This window comes from Enterobacter cloacae complex sp. XAL002 (assembly GCF_049236805.1).
GTDB lineage: Bacteria > Pseudomonadota > Gammaproteobacteria > Enterobacterales > Enterobacteriaceae > Enterobacter > Enterobacter intestinihominis.
The window spans coordinates 44,664-62,624 of the sequence record NZ_JBMKJN010000018.1; the positions used below are offsets into that span (position 1 = coordinate 44,664).

Sequence of the window (17,961 nt, forward strand, 5' to 3'; positions counted from 1 at the left end):
GAGTCGCTTATGGATAAAAAACCGGCTCATGTGAGCCGGTTTCAGTAGTGTAGGCCGGGTAAGCGCAGCGACACCCGGCAAGAAAGGCTAGCGATAATCCTCTGCATCCACATCATACCCCGACGGCTCCCAGCGGATCGCCAGCAGCGATACCAGGCCGATAAACGGCGCCAGCGCAATCACCCAGAACACGGCGGTATCCAGCGATGCGACCAGTAGCGGGAACAGAAACAGTGACAGCGTTGAACTGCTGCGCATCAGCGTCTGGTTAAGCCCCACGCCCACGCCGCGCAGCGAGGTCGGGTAGCTCAGGGAGGCAAACGTCATGGTGTGCGCACCTGGACCAAAACCCTGGCCAAACAGGAACAGCGCCAGCATCGCGACGGCGACCACGCCTTCCGTGGCCCCGTCAGGGCGGCCAATCAGCGCCAGACCGAGCAGCGCCACCAGCTGGCAGGCGTAACCCGCCAGTGACATTCGCCACGCGCCGAAGCGCGGAACATAGCGCACTGCCAGCAGCCCGCCGACAAACGCAAACAGCAGGTTAAGCGCCAGCGAGATCAGAATGGTGGTCAGCATCGACTGCACAAAGAAGCTGGAGATGATCACCGGCAGGCCAAAGGCTACGGCGTTATAGGCGAACGAGGAGACGACCGACAGCAGCGTGGCGAGCGTGGTACGCCGCAGATAGATACCGCGGAACAGATTCAGGTAGTTCGACCATTTTGCCTTATTGACCACCGGCACGGGCTGGTCAAGCGCATCCTGCGGCACGTGGGCATTAATGTTGTACGACTGCCGCAGGATAGTCGCCGCCTCCTTCAGATTGCCCTGATTCGCCGCCCAGACCGGGGATTCGCTCATATAGCGGCTGCGGATGGCGATAATCACCAGCGCGGGCACCGCGCCGAAGCCAAGGATCAGACGCCAGAGCCAGTCGCTGTGGCCTTCCGGCAGCACGGCGTAGAAGAAGAGCACCAGAAGATAAGAGATGCTGATGGCCGCATACCAGGTGGGGCACCACATCGCCACGCTGGAGGCTTTATTCCCCGGGCCTTTCAGCCTGGCGAACTCGCTGAGAAACGCCATCGCCACGGGAAGGTCGATCCCGACGCCAAGACCCATCACAAAGCGTGCGCCCGCCAGCACATATTCGTTCGGAGCCAGCGCACAGGCGATAGCGGCGACGACAAAGAACACCATGTCGGCCATAAAGACGCGGTAGCGCCCGATTTTATCCGTAAGATAGCCGCCAAGCAGCGCCCCGACAATGGCACCAAAGGTAATGGCTGAAGCCACCATGCCGGTACCAGCGGGCGTCAGGTTAAATTCGCGGGTGATGTCTTTGATGCCGAATGCCAGCGCGCCGAGATCGTAGGCATCGAGAAAAATTCCCCCGAGCGCGATACCGACCACGATGCGGGCATTGGCCCGGCCCTGAGAGCCGTCATTAACGAGACGTGAAACGTCCGATGCGCTGCGTACCCACTTGATGTCGCCATCCGGGGTGTTTCCTGCCGTTGGGAGGGGAGTTGTGTCTGTGATTTCTGCCATTTTCTTTTATGTGGTTGTGTTGTGTACCTAACAGTTACCACAGGCAGAAGGGGACAAAAATCACATTTGGTTATAAGGCATAACGAACGGTTTACTGAGCGTCTTTCTTTTTACGCTTGAGCTTCGTCCAGATCTTGGTTTCCTGGCGACGCCACAGGCGCTGAATGTTGTCATGATGACGCAGCAGGATCAGGCACGAGAGCATCGATACCGGGAAGGTAAACTGCGGTTTGAACCACCAGACATAAAACGGAGCGATCAGCGCGCTGACGATGGCGCCCAGCGATGAATAGCCGCTCAGCAGGATGGTCAGCAGCCAGGTGCCCGCCATCACGCCAGTGAGATCCCAGCCGATCGGCGCAATCGCGCCAAACGCGGTTGCAACGCCTTTACCGCCTTTAAAACCAAAGAAAACGGGCCAGATATGGCCGACGCAGGCGGCGATAGCAATCAGCCCCAGCCAGAAGGGTGTGACGCCCAGCGCATACGCACCCCAGACGGGGAGCATTCCTTTCAGAACATCAAAAATCAAAACCGCTACGGCTGCTCCCTTGCCGCCAATTCGTAGTACATTGGTCGCCCCCGGATTCCCGGAACCACTTTCACGCGGGTCAGGCAACCCGGCGATGCGGCAGACCAGAATGGCGCTGGAGATTGAGCCGCAAAGGTAGGCGAGGATAATCATTCCAGGCGCGATTGCACTCATAACGCTGTTCCGTTTTGAAAATGTATCTGTATTCTCAGCATCTGTGGATAATACGCATAATTCGCCGGAAGTGGTATCCGGTTTAGCCAAAAAGCAGGCAGGTCGTGATGGATATTGTATTTATAGAGCAACTTTCGGTAATCACCACAATTGGTGTTTACGACTGGGAACAGACCATCGAGCAGAAACTGGTGTTCGATATCGAAATGGGCTGGGATAACCGCAAGTCAGCAAAAAGCGATGATGTGAATGACTGTCTGAGCTACGCCGACATCAGTGAAGCGGTCATCGGCCACGTGGAAGGGCAACGATTTGCGCTGGTGGAACGCGTGGCGGAAGAGGTAGCAGACCTGCTACTGAGCAAATTTAACTCCCCGTGGGTGCGCATCAAACTAAGCAAGCCGGGCGCGGTGGCGCGCGCCGCCAATGTGGGCGTGATTATCGAGCGTGGCACAAATCTGAAAGGAAAGATTTAACGTCATAATTGCTAAACCATTTTAGGTTATATCGGTCTTAAAGCTGTATCTTTCACGGTTGTCCGCGTGGGACACCGTTTTTTTATATCTTTTTAGGGGTTTATAGATGAGCGATATGCACTCGCTGCTGGTGGCGGCAATTCTGGGTGTGGTCGAAGGATTGACGGAGTTTTTGCCGGTGTCCAGTACGGGCCATATGATTATCGTTGGCCATCTCCTGGGCTTTGAAGGCGATACCGCAAAGACGTTTGAGGTGGTGATTCAACTGGGCTCTATTCTGGCGGTGGTCGTCATGTTCTGGCGTCGTCTGTTTGGTCTGATCGGCATCCACTTCGGGCGTTTACCGCAGCGTGAAGGAGAGGGCAAGGGGCGCCTGACGCTGATTCATATTCTGCTGGGGATGATCCCGGCGGTGGTGCTGGGGCTGGTGTTCCACGACACCATAAAATCGCTTTTCAACCCGATTAACGTGATGTACGCGCTGGTTGTCGGCGGCTTCCTGCTGATTGCCGCCGAAGTACTGAAGCCAAAAACCCCGCGTGCAGAAGGTCTGGACGATATGACGTATCGCCAGGCGTTTATGATTGGCTGCTTCCAGTGTCTGGCGCTGTGGCCGGGCTTCTCCCGTTCAGGGGCAACCATTTCCGGCGGGATGCTGATGGGCGTGAGCCGTTACGCGGCGTCTGAGTTCTCGTTCCTGCTGGCGGTACCGATGATGATGGGCGCCACCGCACTGGATCTCTACAAAAGCATCGGCTTCCTGACCGTAGGCGACATTCCGATGTTCGCCGTGGGCTTTATCACCGCCTTTATCGTGGCGCTGATTGCCATCAAAACCTTCCTGCAACTGATTAAGCGTATCTCGTTTATTCCGTTCGCGATCTACCGCTTTATCGTCGCGGCTGCCGTGTACGTGGTCTTCTTCTGATGACCGACCGCCCTCAGTCTTTCGGCTGAGGGCAACGTTTTTCCTTCCACGCCGCAACCGCATCAATCCGCCGTTTCGTCAGCTCTTCGCGGATCTCCGGGCCTTTAAACCCTGCCTCCACCACCTCTTTCGTTGGCACCGCTTTTGCGATTTCCCACGCCTCGCGCAGCAAACGACCCTGCGGATAATCGGACGCTTCAAACCCGGTACGGCCGCGCACGTCCGCTTCGCTGGTCAGCGCAATTTGCTCCACGCGCTGCGGCTTGCGCCAGGCGTCGATGTTATCGAACAGCCTGACGATGGTGGCGGGTTTCAGGATCGGAAAGGTGTGGATCAGGTCGTGGAACTCGGCGACCAGTTTTGCCAGATCGCGAATGTCATTCGGCACGCGCAGGCGCTGGCAAAGCCCTTCAACCAGCTTTACGCCAGCCGGACCGTGCCCGTGGTGGCGTGGCCACAACTCCTTTGGCGTTAAACCTTTGCCGAGGTCATGGCAGAGGGTGGAAAAGCGCACGTCCACTTCAGGGCTGAGCATAGCGGCCATGCTAAGCGTCATCAGGGTGTGAATGCCGGTATCAATTTCCGGGTGCCATTTCGCCGGGGCGGGCACGCCAAACAGCGCGTCTATTTCCGGGAACAGCACTTTCAGCGCCCCGCAGTCGCGCAGAACCTGGAAAAAGACCTGTGGGTTGCGGGTGGTCAGGGCGTTTTCGGTCTCTTTCCAGGCGCGTTCTGGCGTCAGGTGTTCCAGCTCGCCCGCGTCGGTCATGGCCGTCATCAGCGCCATCGTCTCGTCGGCGATACGGAAGCTCAGATGGGCATAACGGGCGGCAAAACGCGCCACGCGCAGTACGCGAAGCGGATCTTCAGAAAAGGCGGGGGAAATATGGCGTAAAAGACGATCGCGCAGATCGTTCTGGCCGCCGTAGGCGTCGATGATATGTCCGTTTTCGTCCTGCGCCAGGGCGTTAATGGTGAGATCGCGGCGCAGTAAGTCCTGCTCCAGCGTGACATCCGGCGCGGCATAGCAGGTGAAGCCGGTATAACCGGAACCCGATTTCCGTTCGGTACGCGCCAGGGCGTACTCTTCGCGGCTTTTCGGATGGAGGAACACAGGAAAATCGCGGCCTACCTGCTGGTAGCCCGCGTCAATCATCGCTTCGGGCGTGGCACCGACCACGACCCAATCTTTATCTTTGACCGGCAGACCTAATAACGCATCACGTACCGCACCACCGACCAGATAACTCTTCACGCCAACACTCCCGTTTTCTCTTTTCGCAAGATGATACGTAAGTGTGGCAGAGAAGACGAGTTAGTTCATCCAGCGGTCTTTACGTTTACGGCTTGGGATAAGGTGAGGAAGCACCAGACCCAGCACCAGACCGACGCCCAGTACGCCGCCGCCATACATAAACCACTGCATGATGATGGTGCGTTGTTTGTCATCCAGCTGTAGATTAGCGGCGTTTACTTTCTTCTGTGCGACGATCAGCTCGTTTTTCAGCTTCTGATTTTCGTCTTTCAGACCGGCGATCACGCTGTCGCTTTGCGCCACTTTCTGCTGCATCTCTGCGGTGCGCTGGTTCCAGGTACCGTCAATGTTGTTCAGCTTATCGGTCAGGGTTTTCACCTGATTTTCCAGATCCGGCACGCGGGTGCGCAGGCTTGGCACTGTGCTTAGCTCTTTCAGCGGGATCCATGAGGTGCGGCCAGAGCTGTCACGAACCTGACCGTAATTGGTGTCTGCGTTAGTTTGCAGCAGAGTCACTTCCTCGCCGGCATTTACCGTACCCACGAGGCGATAATTGTCTCCAGGGCCGCTGCGTACCCAGGTATTCAGTTCATCAGAAACGTAACGTTTCTCTTCAGCGTGGACCGCGGTTGCGGCGCTTAAAGCGAGTAAAGTAAGTCCAATCAGGCGTAATTTAAGCATATCAGTCGTTATTTTCATAAAAAGTGGAACGATAGTAGTGGTATCAGTGTCGCTACGCAAAGGATTCATCATCAATCGGAATCATCTGTGTCATGATTTCCACCGCTTTAAACTTTTACGCCCGTCAAATTGCTCATTGCGTGGCAATTTGGCGCAAAATACTATGTACTGACAAACAAATGGCGAGGAAGTTCGCCTTCATCGACGCGTCTGTGACGCACGCAAAAGTACAAGGCTATGGCACAAGAGATCGAATTAAAGTTTATCGTCGAAAAAGACAGCGCTGACGCGCTCCGCCAGCATCTGAACACGCTGTCCGGCGAGCACCATGAACCCGTACAGCTGCTCAACATCTATTACGAAACGCCGGACAACTGGCTGCGCAGCCACGATATGGGCCTGCGCATCCGTGGTGCGAACGGGCGCTACGAGATGACGATGAAAATCGCCGGTCGCGTGGTGGGCGGTTTGCACCAGCGTCCGGAATACAATATCGACATCAGTAAGCCAGAACTTGAGCTGGATCGTTTTCCGGCGGAAGTGTGGCCGGAAGGGACGCTACCCGCAACGCTGTCGGCAGAGGCGCAACCGCTGTTCAGCACCGATTTCTGGCGCGAGAAATGGCTGGTGACGGAAGGCAAGAGCCGCATTGAGATCGCGTTTGATCGGGGTGAAATTAAGGCTGGTGAAGAGCAGGAGCCGATCTGCGAGCTGGAGCTTGAACTGCTGGAAGGCGATGCGAGCGACGTGCTGAAGCTGGCGCGCAAGCTGGTAAACCAGCCTGGCCTGCGTCAGGGCAGCCTGAGTAAAGCGGCGCGCGGCTATCACCTGGCCGCCGGGAATGCGCCGCGCGTGCTGCGAGAAACCCCGATTCTGCGCGTTGTGCCGAAAGCCTCCGTTGAGCAGGGCATGGAAGCGGCGCTGGAGCTGGCGCTCTCTCAGTGGCAGTACCACGAGGAGCTGTGGGCGCGTAACGTGAAAAATGCCAAAAAACAGGTGCTCGCTGCTATGGGGCTGGTGCGTCACACCCTGGCGCTGTTCGGCGGTATTGTACCGCGTAAAGCCAGCGCTCACTTACGTGATCTGCTCACTCAAACCGAAACGCTGATGCTTTCTGACGTGTCGGCACAAACGGCGATCTACAGCTCGCAAAACGCCAGCGCGAAACTGGCGTTGACCGAATTTCTGGTGACGCGCGGCTGGCGCATTTTCCTCGATGCGAAAGGGCAGACTAAAATCGCGGAAAACTTCAAACGTTTTGCGGATATCCACCTCTCCCGTCACGCGGCCGAGCTGCGAACCACCTTCGCGCATCCGCTGGGCGACCAGTATGGCGATCAGCTTCCCCGCCTGGCGCGTAACATCGACAGCATGTTGCTGCTGTCAGGTGCGTATGAGGGCGTGAAGGCGCAGGCCTGGCTGGAGAACTGGCAGGGGCTTAAGCATGCCATCGAGACCCGTCAGCAGATTGAGATCGAGCATTTCCGCAACGAGGCCATTTCGCAGGATCCGTACTGGCTGCACAGCGGAAAACGTTAATTCTGGCAAGGAACCCCTGATATGCCGCTTTCTTCGCAGTTACAGCAGCACTGGCAGACCGTTTGTGAACGCCTGCCTGAGTCGTTACCCGCGTCATCGTTAAGCGAGCAGGCGAAAAGCGTGCTCACGTTCAGTGATTTTGTGCAGGAGAGCGTCAGCGCTAACCCGGACTGGCTGGCAGCGCTGGAAAGCGCGCCGCCGCAGGCTGACGAGTGGCGGCATTATGCTGGCTGGCTGCAAACCGCGCTGGCAGAGGTGGCAGATGAACCCACGCTGATGCGCGTTCTGCGTCAGTTCCGCCGCCGGGTGATGGTACGCATTGCCTGGGCGCAGGCGCTGGAGCTGGTGAGTGAAGAGAGCACCTTGCAGCAGTTGAGCGAGCTGGCGCAGACGCTGATCGTCGCCGCGCGGGATTGGCTCTACGCCGCCTGCTGTAAAGAGTGGGGCACGCCGTGCAGCGAAGACGGGGTTCCGCAACCGCTGTTGATACTGGGGATGGGCAAGCTGGGCGGCTGCGAGCTCAATTTTTCCTCAGACATCGACCTGATTTTTGCCTGGCCGGAGAACGGCACCACGCGCGGCGGTCGTCGCGAGCTGGACAACGCCCAGTTCTTTACCCGCCTCGGCCAGCGGCTGATTAAGGCGCTGGATCAGCCCACCCAGGATGGTTTTGTCTACCGCGTGGACATGCGTCTGCGTCCGTTTGGCGATAGCGGGCCACTGGTGCTGAGCTTTGCCGCGCTGGAAGATTATTACCAGGAGCAGGGGCGCGACTGGGAGCGTTACGCGATGGTCAAAGCGCGGATCATGGGCGACAGCGACGATGCCTACGCCAACGAGCTGCGCGCCATGCTGCGCCCGTTCGTGTTCCGCCGCTACATCGACTTTAGCGTGATCCAGTCCCTGCGAAATATGAAAGGGATGATTGCCCGCGAGGTGCGTCGCCGTGGCCTGAAGGACAACATCAAGCTCGGCGCGGGCGGCATTCGTGAGATCGAATTTATCGTCCAGGTCTTCCAGCTGATACGCGGCGGGCGCGAACCTTCTCTGCAATCCCGCTCGCTGCTGCCAACGCTAAGCGCTATCGATCAGCTGCATCTGCTGCCGGAAGGCGATGCGCAAACGCTGCGTGACGCTTATCTCTTCCTGCGTCGTCTGGAAAATTTGCTGCAAAGTATCAACGACGAACAGACCCAGACGTTACCGGGCGATGAGCTGAACCGGGCGCGTCTGGCCTGGGGGATGCGGGTGGATGACTGGGCGGCGCTGACGGAACGGCTGGAAGCGCATATGGCGGGCGTGCGCCGCATCTTTAACGATCTGATCGGCGACGACGAAAGTGAATCGCAGGACGATGCGCTCTCCGAGCACTGGCGCGAACTGTGGCAGGACGCGCTTCAGGAAGATGACACCACGCCGGTGCTGGCGCACTTAAGCGACGATGCCCGCCATCGCGTGGTGGCGTTGATTGCTGATTTCCGTCTCGAACTGAACAAACGCGCCATTGGCCCGCGCGGTCGTCAGGTGCTGGATCATCTGATGCCGCATCTGCTGAGCGATGTCTGCTCCCGCGAGGATGCGCCGGTGCCGCTGTCGCGCATGATGCCGCTCCTGAGCGGGATCGTCACGCGTACCACCTACCTTGAACTGTTAAGTGAGTTTCCCGGCGCGCTGAAGCATCTGATTTCCCTTTGCGCCGCCTCCCCGATGGTGGCGAACAAGCTGGCGCGTTATCCGCTGCTGCTCGACGAACTGCTCGACCCGAATACGCTCTATCAGCCGACGGCGACGGATGCTTACCGCGACGAGCTGCGTCAGTATCTGCTGCGCGTGCCGGAAGAGGACGAAGAGCAACAGCTTGAGGCGCTGCGTCAGTTTAAGCAGGCACAGATGTTGCGCGTGGCGGCGGCAGATATCGCCGGTACCCTGCCGGTAATGAAAGTGAGCGATCACTTAACCTGGCTGGCGGAAGCGATCATCGACGCGGTGGTCCACCAGGCGTGGGTGCAGATGGTGGCCCGCTACGGGCAGCCGAAGCACCTTGCTGACCGTGAAGGCCGCGGTTTTGCGGTGGTGGGTTACGGCAAGCTGGGCGGCTGGGAGCTGGGCTACAGCTCCGATCTGGATCTGATTTTCCTCCACGACTGTCCGGTTGACGTGATGACCGACGGTGAGCGTGAAATCGACGGGCGGCAGTTCTACCTGCGCCTGGCCCAGCGCATCATGCACCTGTTCAGCACTCGCACCTCATCCGGCATTCTGTATGAAGTGGATGCGCGTCTGCGCCCGTCCGGCGCGGCAGGCATGCTGGTTACCTCCACGGAGGCTTTCGCCGACTATCAGAAGAACGAAGCCTGGACGTGGGAGCATCAGGCGCTGGTGCGCGCCCGCGTGGTGTACGGCGATCCGCAGCTCAAAACGCAGTTCGATGCGATCCGCAAGGCGGTCATGACGACCCCGCGCGAAGGCTGTACGCTGCAAACCGAAGTGCGGGAAATGCGTGAGAAAATGCGCGCGCACCTTGGCAACAAACATCGCGATCGCTTTGATATCAAAGCTGATGAGGGCGGGATTACCGATATTGAGTTTATCACTCAGTATCTGGTGCTGTTGCACGCGCACGATAAGCCGAAGCTGACCCGCTGGTCGGATAACGTGCGCATACTGGAACTGCTGGCGCAGAACGACATTATGGATGAGCAGGAGGCGCAGGCATTAACCCGCGCCTACACCACGCTGCGTGACGAGCTGCACCATCTGGCCTTACAGGAACAGCCGGGCCATGTGGCGCTGGACGGTTTCACCGATGAACGCGCGCAGGTGACCGCAAGCTGGCAGAAGTGGCTGGTGGAACCGTGCGTAACAAAACAAGTGTGATATTATCGCGCGCAAATTGTGAATCTTTCTGGAGTCAGGAATGAAAGTAACACTGCCAGAGTTTGAACGTGCTGGAGTTATGGTTGTCGGGGATGTGATGCTGGATCGCTACTGGTATGGGCCGACCAGCCGTATCTCTCCGGAAGCGCCGGTGCCGGTAGTTAAGGTCGACACCATTGAAGAACGTCCAGGCGGCGCGGCAAACGTGGCGATGAACATAGCCTCGCTGGGCGCGCATTCGCGGCTGGTGGGCCTGACCGGCATTGACGATGCGGCGCGTGCGCTGAGCCAGTCGCTGGCGGACGTGAACGTGAAGTGCGACTTCGTTTCTGTTCCGACCCACCCAACCATCACCAAGCTGCGCGTGCTGTCGCGTAACCAGCAGCTGATCCGCCTCGACTTTGAAGAAGGGTTCGAAGGCGTTGATCCTGAGCCGCTGCATGAGCGCATTAGCCAGGCGCTGGGCAATATCGGCGCGCTGGTGCTGTCTGATTATGCCAAAGGTGCGCTGGCGAGCGTGCAGACCATGATCCAGCTGGCGCGCAAAGCCAGCGTTCCGGTGCTGATCGACCCGAAAGGCACCGATTTTGAGCGCTATCGCGGCGCAACCCTCCTGACGCCCAACCTCTCTGAGTTTGAAGCGGTGGCGGGCAAGTGCAAAACTGAAGAAGAGCTGGTTGAGCGCGGCATGAAAATCATCGCTGATTTCGAGCTGTCTGCGCTGCTGGTGACCCGTTCCGAACAGGGCATGACGCTGCTGCAACCGGGCAAGGCGCCGCTGCATATGCCAACTCAGGCGCAGGAAGTGTACGACGTGACCGGTGCCGGTGATACGGTGATCGGCGTGCTGGCAGCGACGCTGGCGGCGGGGAACTCCCTGGAAGAAGCGTGCTACTTCGCGAACGCCGCGGCGGGCGTGGTCGTCGGTAAACTCGGAACCTCCACCGTTTCGCCAATCGAGCTGGAAAATGCGGTGCGTGGGCGTGCGGATACCGGCTTTGGCGTCATGACCGAAGACGAGCTGAAAGTGGCCGTTGCCGCCGCGCGCAAACGCGGTGAAAAAGTGGTGATGACGAACGGCGTGTTCGACATCCTGCATGCGGGTCATGTCTCGTATCTGGCGAATGCGCGCAAGCTGGGCGACCGCCTGATTGTGGCGGTCAACAGCGATGCCTCAACCAAACGACTGAAGGGTGAAACGCGTCCGGTGAACCCGCTGGAGCAGCGCATGATAGTGCTCGGCGCGCTGGAAGCGGTGGACTGGGTGGTCTCATTTGAAGAAGACACTCCGCAGCGCCTGATTGCCGGAATTCTGCCTGACCTGCTGGTGAAGGGCGGTGATTACAAGCCAGAGCAAATCGCAGGTAGCGAAGAGGTCTGGGCGAATGGCGGTGAAGTGATGGTGCTCAACTTTGAGGACGGGTGTTCAACCACTAACATCATTAAGAAGATCCAGAAAGACAGTCAGTAAAAAACGGGCCAGTTGGCCCGTTTTTTTATGTCGGGTGGCGGCTGCGCCTTACCCGACCTACGCGTTCATGTAGGCCCGGTAAGGCGTAGCCGCCACCGGGCACAACAGGCCGCACTATGCCTGGTCATCCACCGGTGGAATAGCTGGCGCTGGCTTCACCTCTTCCGGCGCATTGCGGCTCTCCAGCTCGCTCAGACGCTGTTCCAGCAGCGCCAGCTTCTCGCGGGTGCGCAGCAGCACCTGCGTCTGCACGTCAAACTCTTCGCGGCTGACTAAATCAAGGCGAACCAACTGTGCCTGCAACGTCTGGCGAATTTTCTTCTCAACGTCATCACCAAACTCACGAATACCTTTCGGCATGGACTCATGAACCTGACGCGCGATCTGCTCAATTTTCTTTGGGTCAATCATTGTCGTTTCCCTTGATGAAAAGGTGTTAGTGCCTATTGTAGCGCGTCATGCCGCGGGTTAAACAAAATTGTTTGAAGCTTATGCATTGCCCAGGGTAATCAATAGCGTTATAGTTATCTCGCTTATTCTCAGGGCGGGGCGAAATTCCCCACCGGCGGTAAATCAGCTTAACGCTGAAAGCCCGCGAGCGCTTTGGGTGAATTCTCAAAGGTCAGCAGATCCGGTGTAATTCCGGGGCCGACGGTTAGAGTCCGGATGGGAGAGAGTAACGATCCAGTCGGGCAAGGCCCGCTCACGTTATTTTTTTGCCGCTTGTACGGCGCTCCTAAGACTGCCCTGATTCTGGTAACCATAAAGTTAATGAGGTTTTTTTACCATGAATCAGACGCTACTTTCCTCTTTTGGCACTTCAACTCAACGTGTTGAACATGCACTGGATGCACTGCGCGAAGGCCGCGGTGTGATGGTGCTTGACGATGAAAACCGTGAAAACGAAGGCGACATGATTTTTGCCGCCGAGAACATGACCGTTGAGCAGATGGCGCTGACCATCCGTCACGGTAGCGGCATCGTATGCCTGTGCATCACCGAAGACCGTCGCCAGCAGCTTGATCTGCCGATGATGGTTGAAAACAACACCAGCGCCTTTGGTACCGGCTTCACCGTGACCATTGAAGCGGCACATGGCGTCACCACCGGGGTGTCGGCGGCTGACCGCCTGACTACCGTGCGTGCAGCGATTGCTGATGGTGCAAAACCCTCCGATCTGCACCGCCCTGGTCATGTCTTCCCGCTGCGCGCGCAGCCGGGCGGCGTGCTGACCCGTGGTGGTCATACCGAAGCGACCATCGATCTGGTGACGCTGGCTGGCTTCAAACCCGCAGGCGTGCTGTGCGAACTGACCAACGATGATGGCACCATGGCGCGCGCGCCGGAGTGCATCACCTTTGCGCGTCTGCACAATATGCCAGTGGTGACGATTGAAGATCTGGTTGAATACCGCCGGGCGCATGAGCGTAAAGCCAGCTGAACATGCTGATGTGAAAAAGCCGGGGAAACCCGGCTTTTTTGTTTCTAGTGGTAGTTAATTTTGAACAGTACCACGGTTTCAAACGGCCCGGACTGAATCGCTTTTCCTTCATCCCGCGAAAGTTCAGCCGTGTAGTTTTGCTCAAGATTCATCATATCGCCCGTAAAATCGGCGTATTCCTTGTACTGGTTGAATGTGTAAGGCTCCGTTCCGTTAAGAATACGCAGCTTTAACCCATTCCCTATCAGTACCGCGGTGTCGTCTGCGCTGAGCGTTTCGGTTGTGTAAAATGACGAGTCCATCTTAAATCCGTCCGAGCACTGGGCATCCTGCACTTTGGTGGTTCGAATTGAAAACGTGCGAATACGCTTCTGCTGATTCACAATGTCGCGCGCACTGAAGGTGCCGAAGTCGATCTCCTGATTCTCAGGGTAAATGCTAAACGTCGCCCCGCAATCAAGGACCGTAATGTTTTGCAGCCCGTTGATGTGATACTTCAGGTTCTTCGCGTCGGCCATCTGATTAACGCCACCCTTACCGTCAAATTGCACAACGATGTAATCGCTGAGCGAACTGACATAGCCATGCGGCGGCACAGCCTTTATTCTCACGAAAAGTCGTAATCGCGAGACGAACGTGCGCGAAATATGGATATCATCCGGATTACCAGAGCAAATGCGATTCTCCCAACCCATCTGGCGGATTTGAGCAGGGGTGTAAATAGTGATGTTGTTGTTGTCCAGGCACTGGCGGGTATCCACGCCGTTGGGCTGGCCTGTGGCATCGTAATCTATGCCTTCATAGGTGACGCCCAGTTCATAGTAGGGATCGGTTGCGGCAGGATAAGGGTTTACCCAGGCAAAGACATCTTCCGGCTTAAAATTGCTCGAGACGTTGTTGTCACACGTCACCGGAATCTTAATGTCATCAGACTCCCATATTTTTTGGCCAATTTGGGCGTTGCTGGGTATGGCAAAGGGGGAGATCGTTTTTGTCTCCTCGACGGAACCGCCAGAGCCACCCAGATAACAGTTAAGCGCCATCGCATCTTCCAAAGGTAGCGCTGAAAGCAGCAATGTAAGCAGGACACTAGCGAGCTTTCGCATCTTTATCGATTTTCCGTTCGGTAAGTTTACATTGCGCCGTTCCGGTGCACTGCACGTCGACTTTTTTCAGGGCACCGTAATCGTCGATATAGCCGATGCTGTAATAACTACCGTGGTAATCGCCGGTAGACGCGGTTGCCGTGGCGAAAGGCGCAATCATCAGACTGTCAAAACCCGGCAGCATGGTTTTAGCATTTTTGCTCAGCCACGCCAGCGTGATGTAGTACGGCGTAGGGTTGTGGACCGTGAGCCCATTCGCGTTGGCGGAAATTTCCATTCGCATTTCAGTCAGTTCGCCGGATTTTTTGCTAATCGCTTCTGGACGCCAGAACAGCTTAATTCGGCTCTGCATTGCTACCTGCATCACGCTGCGCTCCTCGCTGGCGCTGGTGTTTTTTGGCGGTACTTCACGCAGGTTGAAATAAAACAGCGATTCCCTGTCTCCTGGCAGCTGGCGAGTAGCGGCTTGTTTAACAATCCTTATCTGCGACGAGGTGCCCGCTTCGATACGTTGAATGGGGGGAAGCGCCATAAAGTGCGTATCTTCTTTTTGTCCCTTTTCATCTTCAATCCAGGAGAGCGCCAGATAAGGTAGCACCTTGCTCTGATTGTCCACTTTCAGGCTGCTGGCCTTGTCGCTTTCTGGAAAAACAATGCGCGTGCGGTCCAGATTAATGGCTGCGTGGGTAGCAAATGCTGTGCTGGTTAGCATCAGGCACAGGCTTTTAAACGGCGTTAATTTCATGATGATTTCTTACTGACACGGCAGTATCAACTGCATACTGTTTTCTAAGTGAGAAGGTAACGAGAAGCGACACTGTTGGTTGTCGCCCCATGTCACGCGAAACTGCTGTTCTGGCTCAACGGCGGCCAGCCAGACGCGGCCTTCATCGGCCACCATCCCAACCTGCAAATTGCTTGCTTCCAGGCGAACAATCGCCCCGAGAGGTGGCGCTCCTGATGACATTCTCAGAACGCCTGTCACGTCCTTACCTGCGCGCGTGGCAATCTGACGATAACCAATGGCTCCCTCAGTCCAGGTTGAGGTCACGACGCGGTTGTCTACGTCCACGCCATCAGGGAGGTTGTTCAGATTGACCTGCACGCTGGAGGGGGAATAGCTGGAGAATGACGGTAAAACGCCGATGCCAAAACGGTTGGTCTCATCTCGCGACATGTTCAGCGGGATATTGCCTACCCCGTCGGTGCTGACCATCACACGAGGTTCATTACCGTAGCTGCGCCGGTGCAGCGCGGCGCCTTTCGCCGTTGAGGTGAAGGAACCACTCCAGCTCGCGCTGAGGGAGTTATATTCGTCAGCTTTATAGCTGCCTGAGAGATTGAGATCGCCGTACGTAGAATAATGCTGATAATTCCCGCTGACCTGCGCGCCGGAATCTGGCTTCCCGCTCTCCGCGCCTGCGGAAACGCCCCAGGTATTATTGCGATCCGACGTGTCATACCACGACACGTTATGACTCAGCGTGTCGCTGTTACGCAGGTCATAGTTAAGACGATGGTCGGGATCGAGCGGTACGCTGAGCGAGAGATAGAACTGAGTATCGTCACTTTCGTCTTCCTCATCGTAATGCGTTTTACTCCAGGACAGGGTTACGCCGAGGTTCTTCCAGCGGCCCATATCAAAGTTGTAGCCCGCCGTGATGCTGCCGGTCGTCGTGGAAGGTGAATCATTCCACCATGTCTGACGCAGCATGTTGACGTACAGGTTCAGGGATAACGCTGAAATGTACTGGCTTGCCGTCACGCTCAGGGTTTGTTTCTCCGACTGGCGGTCACCGTCGTCATAATCAAGGTAGCGGGCGTAGCTCAAAAACTGGGGGTCTGAGTAGCGGTAGCTGGCAAGCGTAAGCTGACTGCCGGTGGTATCGAAACGCTTGCTGTAGTTAATGCGATAGCTGTAACCCGTCTGACTGCGCTGGTGTGGCAGCTGGCTGGTGGCCTGCGTGACGTCAAAAGAGAGCGCCCCCAGCCAGGCCATATTCTGGCCGATCCCGGCAGCGACGGAACGATAACCGTCGCCATCAGTCAGCGTGCCGCCATACAGGGAGGTGTGTGACAGCATGCCCCAGGAAAATTCGCCGCTCATGAAGGCGTTATCTTCAACGTCATGGGAGGCACCCTGGCGCGCTTTACCCGCCGCGAACTTGTAGCGAACCTGACCCTTGCGCGTTAAAAACGGCACGGACTCGGCAGAGACCTGGAAGGTGCTGACGCGGCCGTCCTCTTCCGTGACTTTGACGTCCAGCGTGCCCTGAACCGACTGGTTAAGATCCTGAATAACAAACGGGCCTGGTGGCACTTTACTTTGGTAAATCACGCGATCGGCAAGGCTTACGGTCACCGTGGCGTTGGTTTGCGCTATCCCGGTAATCTGCGGGGCATAGCCGCGCAGCGACCATGGCAGCATACGTTCTTCGCTGATTAGCGATGCGCCGGTATAGGTAAAGGCGTCAAAAATTGCGGACTGGAAATCCGTTTCACCCAGCGTCAGTTTCGCTCCGATTGAGGGCAGAGGGCGGAACATATAAATGCGTGAAAAACGGCCATCCTGCTCTGAGCCTGTTTCAGTATCGCTTCGCGTGTACTGGTAATCGCTTCGCAGGCGCCACGCGCCCATGTTCGCACCGACGGTGCCATAGGTATTGGCGTTATTATTGCTGCTGCCGCTATTGGGCTGATAATGGCTGGCAAAAAGATTGTAATCCAGCAGTACGCCCGGCACGCCGTTGTCCCAGGTGGATGGCGGCATCCAGTCCACCGCACGGTATTGCAGCCATGCCTGGGGGATCGTCACATTCAGGGATTGGCTATCTTGCTCAAACGTAAATCTGATGTCTGGTCTGGCGGCGAAATCAACGCATCCCTCTTTTTCTGGCAAAGCGTGACGAACCTCATCCTGTAACGCAAATGTATCGGCCAGTTCGGGAGGAATACACACCTGAACCGCGTTATTTATTTCTCTCCAGCGAAGGAGCCAGCCATTTGCCAGCGGAATATCATTAACTGAAACGGTAACGAAATAGCTTCCCGGCGTAACCGATATTTGATCTTTAAAACGTGATAAATCGACGCTGCCGCGCTGATCTTTATCGATGGCGTTTATATTAAATTCAGTGGCAGAGGTAAGTCTCGTCATTAACAGGGATGCAATGATGATTATCCATTGTAATTTGTATGTCATCATCCTGTTACTCGAATATATAAAGGATGCCGACCGGCATGAATTACCAGTCGGCTAATACTGTGACGTAACAGAATTATTTGTACAACAGGACGTAGTTAGCCGTGGCTTCAACCTGGCCTGCCGTCGCAGTTTTACCCGTGGGGACTTCCATAACCGCTTTGAAATGCAGCGTCTGGGTGGTTGATCCTGCCAGCAACTCAACCTCGTTGGATTCTCCCAGCGTGATAGCAGCCTCCGCATTATCCAGCAGACGTACACCCACGTTCTGCGCACCACTTGCATAGGTGTTACTCATCAGGCTGGTGTCTGTCGCGTCTGTCGCTGCGCTGGTGAAGGTCACATCCACTTTGGTAATTGGCGTGTCGGTTTCGTCTGCCGGATCGTCAAGCTGGCAGTTTTCCAGATTAATATCGACCGGAACCGGCGTGGATTTTTTGTTGGCGTTGATAACGGCCGTAGTCACTTCACCCAGATCGACTTCTTTATCAACGCTGTCTGGTGCGATGCTGCACGGTGCGTCAATAACAACACCTTTGAATTTGATTTTGCCAGAGCCTTGATCTTCAGCAAAAGCAGAACCCGACACAATGCCAGCCATAGCCGCTGCTAACAGTAATTTCTTACCCATATACATGGAAATATCCTTTTTCAGAGTGATTCATAATGTGAATATTAATTTCAGAATACTTGCAAAGTATACGGATTGGGGTGGGAATACGCGA

15 protein-coding genes and 1 riboswitch are annotated in these 17,961 nt (G+C 56.4%); of the genes, 6 read left to right on the plus strand and 9 right to left on the minus strand.

Features of this window, described 5'->3' with window-relative positions:
- Window positions 1-87 precede the first annotated feature (87 nt).
- Complete coding sequence (locus ACOT0L_RS17050; protein WP_126503820.1) at window positions 88-1,554, minus strand: MFS transporter; 1,467 nt, start codon at window positions 1,552-1,554, stop codon at window positions 88-90.
- Window positions 1,555-1,645: 91 nt separating this feature from the next.
- Window positions 1,646-2,260 (minus strand): glycerol-3-phosphate 1-O-acyltransferase PlsY, encoded by a 615-nt coding sequence (plsY, locus tag ACOT0L_RS17055; RefSeq protein WP_022649440.1) that lies wholly within the window; start codon window positions 2,258-2,260, stop codon window positions 1,646-1,648.
- A gap of 107 nt (window positions 2,261-2,367) precedes the next feature.
- Between plsY and folB the strand changes: the two genes are divergently transcribed.
- Both folB and bacA read left to right on the plus strand, forming a co-directional pair.
- Entirely contained in the window at window positions 2,368-2,736 is a 369-nt protein-coding gene (folB, locus tag ACOT0L_RS17060) for a bifunctional dihydroneopterin aldolase/7,8-dihydroneopterin epimerase (RefSeq protein WP_063149085.1), read from the plus strand.
- Between the two features lie 106 nt (window positions 2,737-2,842).
- Window positions 2,843-3,664 carry an undecaprenyl-diphosphate phosphatase gene (gene bacA / locus ACOT0L_RS17065; protein ID WP_003862545.1) on the plus strand — a complete coding sequence of 274 codons (822 nt, stop codon included), beginning with the start codon at window positions 2,843-2,845 and terminating at the stop codon, window positions 3,662-3,664.
- Between the two features lie 13 nt (window positions 3,665-3,677).
- On the opposite strand, the gene ACOT0L_RS17070 is transcribed toward bacA, so the two are convergent.
- Window positions 3,678-4,919 carry a multifunctional CCA addition/repair protein gene (locus ACOT0L_RS17070; protein ID WP_126503818.1) on the minus strand — a complete coding sequence of 414 codons (1,242 nt, stop codon included), beginning with the start codon at window positions 4,917-4,919 and terminating at the stop codon, window positions 3,678-3,680.
- Between the two features lie 60 nt (window positions 4,920-4,979).
- Window positions 4,980-5,600, minus strand: a complete 621-nt coding sequence (locus tag ACOT0L_RS17075; protein ID WP_126503816.1) for a TIGR04211 family SH3 domain-containing protein — start codon at window positions 5,598-5,600, stop codon at window positions 4,980-4,982.
- A 237-nt stretch (window positions 5,601-5,837) separates the two neighbouring features.
- On the opposite strand from ACOT0L_RS17075, the gene ACOT0L_RS17080 reads away from it, so the two are divergent.
- From ACOT0L_RS17080 to hldE, 3 genes are read left to right on the plus strand one after another with little or no spacing between them, the layout of a single operon-like run.
- Window positions 5,838-7,139, plus strand: coding sequence for an inorganic triphosphatase (locus ACOT0L_RS17080; protein ID WP_126503814.1), 1,302 nt, complete (start codon window positions 5,838-5,840; stop codon window positions 7,137-7,139).
- A 21-nt stretch (window positions 7,140-7,160) separates the two neighbouring features.
- Complete coding sequence (gene glnE, locus ACOT0L_RS17085) at window positions 7,161-10,016, plus strand: bifunctional [glutamate--ammonia ligase]-adenylyl-L-tyrosine phosphorylase/[glutamate--ammonia-ligase] adenylyltransferase (protein ID WP_022649435.1); 2,856 nt, start codon at window positions 7,161-7,163, stop codon at window positions 10,014-10,016.
- A gap of 40 nt (window positions 10,017-10,056) precedes the next feature.
- Window positions 10,057-11,487, plus strand: a complete 1,431-nt coding sequence (gene hldE, locus ACOT0L_RS17090; RefSeq protein ID WP_015571898.1) for a bifunctional D-glycero-beta-D-manno-heptose-7-phosphate kinase/D-glycero-beta-D-manno-heptose 1-phosphate adenylyltransferase HldE — start codon at window positions 10,057-10,059, stop codon at window positions 11,485-11,487.
- 114 nt (window positions 11,488-11,601) lie between these two features.
- On the opposite strand, the gene ubiK is transcribed toward hldE, so the two are convergent.
- On the minus strand, window positions 11,602-11,898 hold the full coding sequence (gene ubiK, locus ACOT0L_RS17095; RefSeq protein WP_000566823.1) for a ubiquinone biosynthesis accessory factor UbiK: 297 nt from the start codon (window positions 11,896-11,898) through the stop codon (window positions 11,602-11,604).
- A gap of 120 nt (window positions 11,899-12,018) precedes the next feature.
- Window positions 12,019-12,169, plus strand: a riboswitch (FMN riboswitch).
- 105 nt (window positions 12,170-12,274) lie between these two features.
- Here ubiK and ribB point away from each other — a divergent pair.
- Window positions 12,275-12,928 carry a 3,4-dihydroxy-2-butanone-4-phosphate synthase gene (gene ribB / locus ACOT0L_RS17100; protein ID WP_003862538.1) on the plus strand — a complete coding sequence of 218 codons (654 nt, stop codon included), beginning with the start codon at window positions 12,275-12,277 and terminating at the stop codon, window positions 12,926-12,928.
- 44 nt (window positions 12,929-12,972) lie between these two features.
- Here the strand turns inward: ribB and ACOT0L_RS17105 are convergent, their stop codons facing one another.
- The 4 genes from ACOT0L_RS17105 to ACOT0L_RS17120 all read right to left on the minus strand — a co-directional run bounded on the left by ACOT0L_RS17105 (window position 12,973) and on the right by ACOT0L_RS17120 (window position 17,873).
- A complete protein-coding gene (locus tag ACOT0L_RS17105; protein WP_046620788.1) occupies window positions 12,973-14,034 on the minus strand; it encodes a type 1 fimbrial protein in 1,062 nt (353 codons plus the stop codon).
- The gene (locus ACOT0L_RS17110; protein WP_023298622.1) at window positions 14,018-14,779 is read right to left on the minus strand and encodes a fimbrial biogenesis chaperone; all 762 of its coding nucleotides are present in this window, start codon (window positions 14,777-14,779) and stop codon (window positions 14,018-14,020) included. Before ACOT0L_RS17110 ends, ACOT0L_RS17105 begins: the two co-directional genes overlap by 17 nt.
- A 9-nt stretch (window positions 14,780-14,788) precedes the next feature.
- On the minus strand, window positions 14,789-17,236 hold the full coding sequence (locus ACOT0L_RS17115; protein WP_126503812.1) for a fimbria/pilus outer membrane usher protein: 2,448 nt from the start codon (window positions 17,234-17,236) through the stop codon (window positions 14,789-14,791).
- A gap of 76 nt (window positions 17,237-17,312) precedes the next feature.
- Window positions 17,313-17,873 carry a fimbrial protein gene (locus ACOT0L_RS17120; RefSeq protein WP_022649431.1) on the minus strand — a complete coding sequence of 187 codons (561 nt, stop codon included), beginning with the start codon at window positions 17,871-17,873 and terminating at the stop codon, window positions 17,313-17,315.
- Window positions 17,874-17,961: the final 88 nt, after the last annotated feature.

Coding starts and splice junctions, on each gene's coding strand:
- ACOT0L_RS17050 (WP_126503820.1), bottom strand. CDS start 1,554: ATGGCAGAAATCACAGACACAACTCCCCTCCCAACGGCAGGAAACACC.
- plsY (WP_022649440.1), bottom strand. CDS start 2,260: ATGAGTGCAATCGCGCCTGGAATGATTATCCTCGCCTACCTTTGCGGC.
- folB (WP_063149085.1), top strand. CDS start 2,368: ATGGATATTGTATTTATAGAGCAACTTTCGGTAATCACCACAATTGGT.
- bacA (WP_003862545.1), top strand. CDS start 2,843: ATGAGCGATATGCACTCGCTGCTGGTGGCGGCAATTCTGGGTGTGGTC.
- ACOT0L_RS17075 (WP_126503816.1), bottom strand. CDS start 5,600: ATGCTTAAATTACGCCTGATTGGACTTACTTTACTCGCTTTAAGCGCC.
- ACOT0L_RS17080 (WP_126503814.1), top strand. CDS start 5,838: ATGGCACAAGAGATCGAATTAAAGTTTATCGTCGAAAAAGACAGCGCT.
- glnE (WP_022649435.1), top strand. CDS start 7,161: ATGCCGCTTTCTTCGCAGTTACAGCAGCACTGGCAGACCGTTTGTGAA.
- hldE (WP_015571898.1), top strand. CDS start 10,057: ATGAAAGTAACACTGCCAGAGTTTGAACGTGCTGGAGTTATGGTTGTC.
- ubiK (WP_000566823.1), bottom strand. CDS start 11,898: ATGATTGACCCAAAGAAAATTGAGCAGATCGCGCGTCAGGTTCATGAG.
- ribB (WP_003862538.1), top strand. CDS start 12,275: ATGAATCAGACGCTACTTTCCTCTTTTGGCACTTCAACTCAACGTGTT.
- ACOT0L_RS17105 (WP_046620788.1), bottom strand. CDS start 14,034: ATGCGAAAGCTCGCTAGTGTCCTGCTTACATTGCTGCTTTCAGCGCTA.
- ACOT0L_RS17110 (WP_023298622.1), bottom strand. CDS start 14,779: ATGAAATTAACGCCGTTTAAAAGCCTGTGCCTGATGCTAACCAGCACA.
- ACOT0L_RS17115 (WP_126503812.1), bottom strand. CDS start 17,236: ATGACATACAAATTACAATGGATAATCATCATTGCATCCCTGTTAATG.
- ACOT0L_RS17120 (WP_022649431.1), bottom strand. CDS start 17,873: ATGTATATGGGTAAGAAATTACTGTTAGCAGCGGCTATGGCTGGCATT.